The organism is uncultured Thiohalocapsa sp., assembly GCF_913062725.1.
Classification (GTDB): Bacteria; Pseudomonadota; Gammaproteobacteria; order Chromatiales; family Chromatiaceae; genus Thiohalocapsa.
Genome location: NZ_CAJXWY010000018.1, coordinates 61,078 through 70,234, shown reverse-complemented (window position 1 = coordinate 70,234; position 9,157 = coordinate 61,078). Strand labels below are relative to the sequence as shown.

Here is a 9,157-nt window from a genome sequence, read left to right as displayed (position 1 = left end):
CGCGAGAAAAGGTTTCCACGTGCTTACGTCATGTCAGCATGTTTCCCCCTCTTCCAGGCTTTGCCTGGCGCAATAAGTATTCAGCTACCGCGAGCGCTGGCATGGGTGGGCTACTCTGGAAGGTCAGGACGAGGGCTTTGAAGACATCGGTGCCGTCACGCTGTCGGAGAGCCCTGAAACCGAACATCAAAACTGCATGAGCGCTTCGCGGCTTTGCGAGCTGAAATTGAACGGCCTAGGGCACGCCTACTGCCTCATGACCAACCACTATCACTTGCGCATGGAGACGCCGGACGCGAATCTCACCAAGGGTATCCGGCAACCCAACGGCGTCTATACCCAGCGCTTCAACCAGGTTCATGGGCGGTGCGGACATGTTTTTCACGGTCGCTACAAGACGATCATCGTTCAGAAGGAAGCGTATCTCAAGGAGCTTGCGCGCTACATCGCGGTGAAACCAATGCGAGCAGGCATGGTCGTCCGTACCGACGACTGGCCTTAGAGCAGCTGCTGCGCACCGACGGGCGAGACGGCCTGTGCGGATTGGCTGCGCCGGGACTGGCTGACCCGCGACTGGCTGCTTTTGGCCTTCGCTGCTGGCGAGCAGGCGGCGGTCGAGCGCTATGGGTGCTTTGTCACCGATGGCATCGGCCAGTTCGAGCCCTGTGAACCGCTCAAGCAGCAGCATGGCCATCAGCGGTTCAGTCTGCGCAAGCAGCAAGTGTTGACGGCCCTGCACAATTTCTCGACCACGCGTTCAGATGGCACCACGACCGCTGAGCGGTTCTGCGGGCAGCCACATCCCTCCTTGTTCGGGCAGGTGCTCGAGCGCATTCCCTGGCCAGCCCGACCGGAGCGTCGACTGCGGCCACCGGCGAAGCCGCCGGCCCTCGCGTCTGTGGCGGCATAGCAACGGTGGATCAGGCGATGATCAAGGCCAGCAGGAGGGCGGTAACAACAGAAATGGATGCACTTGTAGACGCTCAGGCAACTGAGAAAGACGCTGAGTCAAGTCAGGGCATACTGGCGAGCGTAACATTGTCGCCCGTGGCTCTCGGGGGAGTCACCCTCGGCAGGGGCGGTAAAGCTTTTGTCGACGGCTAATATTATCCAGAGATAACGACCATGCGTATGACTCGGCTTTTGCCTTTAATCTTAATCCTAGGTCTGGTTGCGGCCGGCTCAGCATCAGGTGGGCCATTTGAGTGTCCGGATGCAAAGATAACGTTTACATGTGAACCAAGCTCAAAGTTGGAAGTGGGGGTCACAGTAAAATTAGGAAGGTGCTTCAAGCTGTTTAAAGGATGTCTTGACTTTTGCCACTTTGATTCAATAGATGATGCGGTTTACGCTGCGCGGAACGAGGCAAATAAAAGCCAAAATTGTAGTTCCTGTTGCACACGAAGTGCCGCTGACAAACTTCACGATATCCGCGAAAACATCTTCATCCGCATACGGTAGTGAGCTGACACCGCTTATCGTATAAACGCAGCGTTCAACGAGGACTCCGGAATGAGGGGCAACCCAAAACTGTGATAATGAGGGAGTCCATTTCATCGCTGGAATTCTAATGGACGCTCAACCAAAGAGCGAAAAAATAGGGGGTGGACGATGTCCTATCATCTATGACTAGTGTACTCTTCGTACACCAAGGTCTCAATAGGAACGGCTGCGCGGCTCCCCTGGGGAATCCAGGCGCCGCATTCATTCAGCCGGGTCCGCTTTCAGCCATTAGGTTTGCAGCTGTCGCCGTCCTACCACTAAGCGTCTCGTGCGCCGTCGATATCGGGTTTTCAATGCTCATGCACATGGCAACTACCCGGTACGACGGTAACGCTAGAAGCTCCGGAGGACATGTCACATATGTTGTCGGAGTTCACCCATGTTGTGGAATTACCGCGTTCTGGTGGTAGCAGGAGTTTTATGGATGCTCCCGCTCGGGCCAGCGTCCGCTGATTGCCCGGACTCGTCTGAGTCCTGTTACAAGGGAAGTGAGTTAGTGGGCACGGTGAAAGTAGGCAGTTGTTGGGTATGGATGCCACCGCATTGTGGTTCGTGTGGCGACGAGGGCTTGAGGGCGGAGGCCGTGACGCGGTGCAATCGAAAGTACAAGGAGTGTGAAGGCGAGTGTAAGACTCAAGCCGGCGTTTATCCGTACCCAATCTCCAATCCAGGTCTTCGATAGGTGTGCAAACTTCTCCGTACACTCGATGCCGCGGAAGCGCGCACGCATAGGTACCTTTTCGTAGATTGTTACTACAGAACGCCTCCGAAAAGGTAATACGGTTGGGTGTCCCCTCGGACGGAGCGCTCGACCGCAGCTAGGGTCGATGTTCCGCTTCTGTCGCCGGCGGTGTTGTATTAGTCGGCCGAAAGAAGCACTCACGCGACATGCGAGGCTCGACGATGAGAGCAGCACGACATTTTTCTTATCTCTGTCTAATGTTTTTGGCGAGCCCTTGGCTCGCCGAGCCGGCCCTCGCGGATTGTAGCGATGCGACGTACTGGTGCTTCACGGGTGATATTCGCATTGAGCCCGATGTGCGAGTGCGTCAGTGCTGGCAATGGTTGCCTCCAAAATGCAGTTCGTGTAATGGCCGGTCTTTAAGAGAACAGGCAGCTGAGAAGTGTAATCAGCGTCATGAGGATGACTGTCGTGGAAACTGTACTGCTACGCCCAAGCCTTTCCGGTGGGGCCGTTTGAGAGAGGAAAGACACGAAGCGTTGGGCTAGGATCTAGCTGTAGGATGTGTTGACCCGCAACGGCGTCGGCGATGTTACGGTTCGTCATATAGCCTTCGGGAAGAGGACCTGTGTAAAGAACGTTTACTCTGCATGGCGGCGGTGCTGGGCGTTGTGTCATTGGGGTGGCTGGGCGTGATCGTAGGCGATCCCGCGGGCTCTCCCACGACTGCTTATGGCGAGCCGAGGTTTGAGCAGCGTGTGCCTAGACTGGCTCGTTGGAAAACGACATCTCAGAGCTTTTGATGGAGCTCTGGTAAAGAGAACATTTGTGAGGGGTACTCATGAGGCTATTGAAAACGACTCCGATTATGGCAATCATGGGCATCGGTGGGATGCCCAGCGTGGCGTCTGCAGATTGCCCAGATGTAGATTTCATCTGCGAACAAAATACCACGATCGTGACAGAGGGACGGCGCGAATCACCGATTCAACAAGTTAAAAGTCTTGGCATTGTTTCTGTGGGCAGCTGTTTCGAGCTTGATTTTCTCAGCTATCGTTGTGGACCCTGTGGTAAACAGTCGTTCGAGGCGAGCGCAAGCGAAAAGTGCCGCAGCAGGTCGGGATGTGAAGGATCTCAGACAAGAAAGATAGAGTACCTCAAAGAGTCGGGGGGCGCTGCGTCGAGCATGCGATTACGCAATGCGTTGTTCGCAAGCAGTGACGTGGCCATACGCCGGTTGGCTGTCCCAGCGACTCGGGTCGGTGTAATCGCCGGTGGATCAAGTGTGATGCTTCAGGTTTGAGCACTGAAAACCTTGGCCGGCGCGGCGTTGGTGACAATCGCCTCAATTGAGTGCGTTTTTACGCTTCGTCAGGAGGGTGACATTGATGAAAGGTTCGCGGTTGATTGGTCTTTGCTTAGCGCTACTTGTGGGGCTGTCGTTTTTCGGCGCTGCCGTTGCAGATTGTGCGGATGCGAGGTATATGTGTTTTAAAGGGGATATCCGCATCGAGCCAGACGTCAAGGTCGGAACGTGCTGGGAGTGGTTTCCACCAAGGTGCGGTTCATGCCGTGACCGATCGCTGAGCGACCAGGCGGTTGTCAAGTGTAATCAGCGCCATCGCGACGACTGTGACGGGAATTGTACGGCCAAAAGTCCAGTGGAGAATGTTCCGCTATAACGGCGCAGGTTGTGCTTGGGCAAGCCGCTTGAGCGTGCCTCATGCCGGGCTGAGGTTCAGGTTGATACAGACATGCGTCATCTTCAGCCTGTGACCAAGCTTGGCCAGGCAGGGAGGTAGCGGGGGCAATATGGAGTCACATCGGCGGTCTCGGGTTAATGACGTGGAAGCATCGGCGTGTCGTACTTCCGGTCCGGTCTGTTATAAGCATCGACGATGCGGAAGAGGAGTAGGCGAATGGCCATAAAGAATCGTTGGGCCCGGTGTATGTTGATGGCGACACTGGCCATTTCGACAAGCGCTCAGGCCCTTGGGGATTGCCCCGATCAGTACTGGGGTTGCGAAAATGACGCTCGTCGCTACACGAATGTGGTGCCGGTAGGCCGGTGCTTTACTTGGAATCCGTTTGAGTACTTTTGTGGATTGTGTATGAGCGAGGATGACGCGAGGAGGTATGTAACCCAACAGTGCAACGAAAAGCTCGAAGGGTGTAAAAAAGAGCGGTGCGAGGCGAGGAAGCCGTAAGACGACTCGGCTGCATGTCGGGGTGGGCCCTGTCAGCGCCATGATTCCGGGGGTGGCGCACCGGCTGCAGGTATTGGCCCAATGACGGTAGCGCCGTCGGCATTTGGTATGATCACCGCGGGATCCGTCGGACCTGGAAGGGTTGCGAAGCAGCAAACATATTCGATGACGTACAGGTAAAATAGAGATGGCCAATTACCAAACAAGTCAGCGCGCTCGTTATGGCGCACGGCGGGCCGCGCTAGTCTTTCCTGCTGTATTGTTGCTGATCGGCTGCTCACCGGCGCCGGTGCTCAAGCAGGAGATTCCTGTTTCGAGTGATCCGCTTGGTGCCACCGTCTACGCCGGTGGTGCGGCTGTGGGCACCACGCCGACACGTGTCTCGCTGGAGCGCAACCGCAACCACATGCTGACCGTGGTCAAGGCGGGCTATCGGCCGCAGGATATACCGATCCGCCAGGACTATCAGTCGGACAAGGTTCTGCTCTCGGCGGTGCAATCGGGCATCAACTCCGCGGCCTTCTTCAAGGACGCGACCATGGGCATACAGCGTGGCATGGATAGTATCGCTTCGCAGGAGCGTACGGGCGCGGCCTACAGGCTCACGCCGAGCACGGTCTCGGTGCGGCTCGAGCGTGACGATGCTCAGGCGCAGCCCGGGCCAGCGGCCAATGGTGCCACGCAGGTCAGCACAGGCGAGCCCGCGCGGCAGAGTGTGATGGATGCCTCACCGACCGCGGTGCTGGGCGCAGCGGCGCTGGCTGGCGCATCCCAAGCCAAGCCCGTCAAGAAAGATTGGACGGTTTCATCACGCAGCAGCGCCCGCATCAAGCCCGATGGCAGCTTCGAGAAGAAAAGCAGCAGTACGTCGGTTGGCGTCAGTGTCGATCCGGTCGGGGTGGTGAACCTGGTCAACGGTTTATTTTTGAGGCAGGGCAGTCAATGAACGATCGTACATCCCTATCGGGCCAGGTGCTGTTGCTCATGTTGTGTGCAGGTATGGTGACCATCTTCGGCGAGGCCTGGGCCGCGGATGCCAAGGGCGCCTTGGCGGGATTGAGCATGGAGCGTCTGGACGGTGTGAGCCTGAGGATGGGGCGCGAGCAGACGCGCGCATTGCTAGGGGCTCCCCACGCGGTGGAAGCGCTTGAGCCGGAGCTGACCGCAGAGGTCTATCTGCCGACCGACAACGCGAGTCTGCATAGTGCGACGCTCTTGTTCGACAAACAAGCGCAGCTCGTGGGGAAGGCTCTTGTGATTCGAGGCGATGCCATGGACTTGCTGGTGGGTGAGCTAATACGGGCCGATTTCACGCTAATCGCTCAAAGCACACAGCGTACCCAATTATCGGGGCAGGACGACGACAGCGACCAAGCGCTGGATTTGACCATTCTGCGCGCCGGCGATGATACCCTGCTCATGGTCTTCCCGGCCAAGTGAGGATGGGTGAGTAGGCCCCGGTGAGTACGCAAGTGGCCGGGTGGTTGTTACTGGTGATTCAATGGCAACCGGTCGGCTGGCAGAGACAGGCGCTGGAGCGTCTTGATGGGTCTGCTGCGTGGACAGTTGGCCCGCGCTCTTCTACGGCAGTTGCGCGTCAGCTGGGCCGGTGGGTTGTCCCCTGAGCGGGCCCCAAAAAGGCGGTGGGGTAACGCAGGCCAAGACTCTGCACAAGCACCCGGATCAGCAACACCGCGCCGATGGCCGCCGCACCGCTCAGATAGACGGGCAGGGCGGTGTGCTCGAAGTGTTTGGCAACGACCAGGCCGGCCACCAGTACAAGGGCGCCGACCATCGCGGCTTCCTCGTAGATTTCCCCCTGAAAGGTGCGCGGCTCCCGATTGATGACGATATCGCGCAGCATGCCGCCGCCGGCGCAGGTTAGTGCGGCGCACACGGGCACCCAGAACCAGGGCATGTCTGCGGCGATGGCCACTTGCGCGCCCACCACCGCCAGCACGGAGAAGCCGATGACATCCGACCAGGTTTTGACACGCTTGAAGCTGCGTGTCTCGTGGATGTTGCGGAAACGCGCCACGATCACCGAGGTGATCACCACCAGCGCCAGGATGGACAGGGGAAAGACAGGCTCCACCACATAGAACAGGGGCAGGCGCTCGGCGCCGATCAGGAAATCCCGCAACGTGCCGCCGCCGAGACCGGAGAGGGCCGCGAGAATCAGTCGGCCCCAGAAATCGTAGCCGCGGTTGACGGCTTCGAGCAGCCCGGACAGGGCGAAGGTGAGCACGCCCAAGAGCACGAAGGCGCGGAATGCCGGCTGCTTCACAAGCCAGTCGGCATAGTGGGCCGTCGCCGGGGTCAGCAACCCGTCGTGCCCGTCTGCCTGTCGCAGGGTGTTCCAGACGCTGTGGGTCCAGACCGGCGGCTGCGGCTCGGTTTCTCCGTCCAGCAGCCGCATACGGCTCACGCGGTCGTAGCGCTCGAGGTCGAGCAGGCCGAAGCGCTCGGGCGGGGGGATCAGCTCGCTCACCGACTCGAGCATCAACCGCTGGTGCTCGGGGTCGGCATCCGGCGCGAAGTGCCTGATGGCGGCCACGGCGAGGGTCGGCGCCGACTGCGCTTCGCGCCAGCCCTCACGCAGCGCCCGCAGAAACCGCACCAGCGCCGCGTGGAAGGCGGGGTCATCCAGTCGCTCGGTCAGCACATAAAGGCCGTTCTCCACATGCTCCACACCCAGCTCATCCGGCCGGATGATGAGCAGGTCCCTGGCCTCCACCCCCTGCGCGAGGATGCGCCAGTACTCGTTGTAGGTGAGTGCCGTCACGCAGGGCAGGGTGGCGTCGACGAGGTCGATGCCGTCGGCACGCTGCGGCACCAGGTCGACGCTGTCGAGCGGGATATCCAGCCCGCGCAGCATGCTGCGCACCGCCTGTTCGTCACCCAGGTTCCAGACCCCAATGGACGCCCCCGCGAGATCGGCGGGGGTGTAGATGCCGGCGCTGACCCGGCACAGCAGCAGCAGCGACGAGCCGTCGAAAATCTGCGCGATGTTGCTCACCGGCGCCGCGGCGCTCTGGCTGTCCATGGCCGCGTCGAGCCAGGCGACCGCGATATCGGCCTTGCCGGCCCGCAGTGCCGCCAGGGAGTCGGTGCCGAGTGCCCCTTCGATCAGCTCGACATCGAGCCCCGCGCGGGCGAAGTGCCGCCGCACCTCGGCGACGTAGAGGCCAGCGAACTCGGCCTGATGATGCCACATGAGCTGGACGCGCAGCGGCGTCGCGCCGCCGCCCGGCGGGTCCGACGCCGCCGGCCATGGCCACAACAGCATGAGCGTGAGCAGCAGTAACGGACGCGCCTGCACCGGCTACCTCTGATGGGCCTTGTGGAACGATGGGCGTGCTCGCCCGCGTGGACGCGTATGTTGCCTGCGCACCCGCGTGGGCTCGTAGTCTGAGCGTTAAAGGGCGCCAGGTGAAGTGCGAGCTGGCCGCGCGGGCCGGTGCGATATTCGGCGCCGCGCGCGCCGACGTGGGCCTGCGATGCGAATTGCCGCGGTGATGCCCGGTGGCGTCGGCACATGCACGGCGGAACCAGTGTCAGCCCAGTGATGGCGAAGCGAGCGCAATCCTCAGGCCAGTTCGCGCACCCATCGCTCGTAGCGTCTGTCGACGTGATCTCGCGCGCTGGAGCTCTGAGCGCCACCCCGGGATTGTGCTTGTCCGAGGAACTCCCTGGGGGCGACACCGAAATGGTCGCGGAAGGCACGGCTGAAATGGGCGGTGCTGCTGAAGCCCACGGCGACGCACACATCGATGATCTTCGTGCCAGGCGTGGCGTGGCTCAATAACGCATGGGCGCGCGCCAAACGCCGCCGCCGGATGTATGCGGCGACACCGCCGAGGGGCCTGAACAGCACAAACAGGTAGGACCGGGAGATGCAAAAGTGCTGCGCCAAATGGTCTGGCGTCAGCTCAGGCGTGTGTAACATCCGGTCGATGTAGCTGCGGATGCTCTCGCGCAGCGCCAGCGACACGCCCGGATGCTCTTCATGGCTGACCGTTTGGGGGTCTTTGAAGTAGGCACCGACGAGCTCCGTGACGCCGGCGGCCATGGCCTGCGCTTCTTCCGCCGTGGCAGTGGCGGTGACCCGCCAGAGTGTGTGCAGGTGCTGGCTCAGCAGTGCGCCGAGCGCCGAGTCGCGTGGCAGGCGAAGGCCGTGGAAACGCTCGGGCGCCCCGAGCTTCGAGGTGAGAAGGGCGCGCGGCATGACCAGGGTCAGGTTCTCGAAGTCATCGGCGCGGGAGATGATCGGCTGCGCCATATCGAGGAACAAGATGTCCCCCGTCTCCGAGGCCGAGGAGCGTAGCGCCCCCCAATCCCCGCAGGTTCGGCCGCGGCGATAGACCTGCACGAGGCAGTGGTCGAGTGCGTCGCGCTTGATCAGCCACGGCGGGCGATTGAAGCCCTGTGCGCAACTGGCGGTCAGCGCAACGAGCAGTTGACCGAGGTGGGCGGTCTCGACCGAGGCGTCGAAGTGCTGGCCGTGATGGGCGGGCGTCCAGTTCGCATCGAACATCACCGAGATGCTCTCTTTCCAGATCGGATAGCGCTCCTCGGGGGGAAGCAGCCCCAGATCCAGGTGCGATACGTTGACGCTATCCGCTGACATGTGCGCAGCCTTCGCCCGACGCGCCCGTTCGCCGTTTCCCGAACCAGCACGGGGCTTCGGATGCTTGTGTTTGGTGGGATGGATTCCCTGATTTTTTGTTTTTGAAATACTGATGATAAGCCAGAGGAAGATCAA

6 protein-coding genes are annotated in these 9,157 nt (G+C 60.6%); 4 read left to right on the top strand and 2 right to left on the bottom strand.

What is annotated here, in order from left to right:
* The first annotated feature begins 196 nt into the window (after positions 1-196).
* The 4 genes from QZ588_RS07050 to QZ588_RS07035 all read left to right on the top strand — a co-directional run bounded on the left by QZ588_RS07050 (position 197) and on the right by QZ588_RS07035 (position 5,832).
* A complete protein-coding gene (locus QZ588_RS07050) occupies positions 197-502 on the top strand; it encodes a transposase (protein ID WP_366929538.1) in 306 nt (101 codons plus the stop codon).
* A gap of 81 nt (positions 503-583) precedes the next feature.
* Positions 584-910: a DUF6399 domain-containing protein gene (locus tag QZ588_RS07045; RefSeq protein ID WP_295541227.1), complete on the top strand. Its 327-nt coding sequence runs from the start codon at positions 584-586 to the stop codon at positions 908-910.
* 3,669 nt (positions 911-4,579) lie between these two features.
* Positions 4,580-5,338 (top strand): PEGA domain-containing protein, encoded by a 759-nt coding sequence (locus QZ588_RS07040; protein WP_295541225.1) that lies wholly within the window; start codon positions 4,580-4,582, stop codon positions 5,336-5,338.
* A 53-nt stretch (positions 5,339-5,391) separates the two neighbouring features.
* Positions 5,392-5,832 (top strand): hypothetical protein, encoded by a 441-nt coding sequence (locus QZ588_RS07035; RefSeq protein ID WP_295541224.1) that lies wholly within the window; start codon positions 5,392-5,394, stop codon positions 5,830-5,832.
* Positions 5,833-5,989: 157 nt separating this feature from the next.
* On the opposite strand, the gene QZ588_RS07030 is transcribed toward QZ588_RS07035, so the two are convergent.
* Entirely contained in the window at positions 5,990-7,714 is a 1,725-nt protein-coding gene (locus QZ588_RS07030; RefSeq protein ID WP_295541223.1) for a TRIC cation channel family protein, read from the bottom strand.
* A 267-nt stretch (positions 7,715-7,981) separates the two neighbouring features.
* Positions 7,982-9,157, bottom strand: coding sequence for a helix-turn-helix domain-containing protein (locus QZ588_RS07025; protein WP_295541222.1), 1,176 nt, complete (start codon positions 9,155-9,157; stop codon positions 7,982-7,984).

Bases quoted from the DNA above. Each gene is read 5' to 3' on its own strand.
- QZ588_RS07050 (WP_366929538.1), top strand. From the start codon at position 197: ATGAGCGCTTCGCGGCTTTGCGAGCTGAAATTGAACGGCCTAGGGCAC.
- QZ588_RS07040 (WP_295541225.1), top strand. From the start codon at position 4,580: ATGGCCAATTACCAAACAAGTCAGCGCGCTCGTTATGGCGCACGGCGG.
- QZ588_RS07035 (WP_295541224.1), top strand. From the start codon at position 5,392: ATGGTGACCATCTTCGGCGAGGCCTGGGCCGCGGATGCCAAGGGCGCC.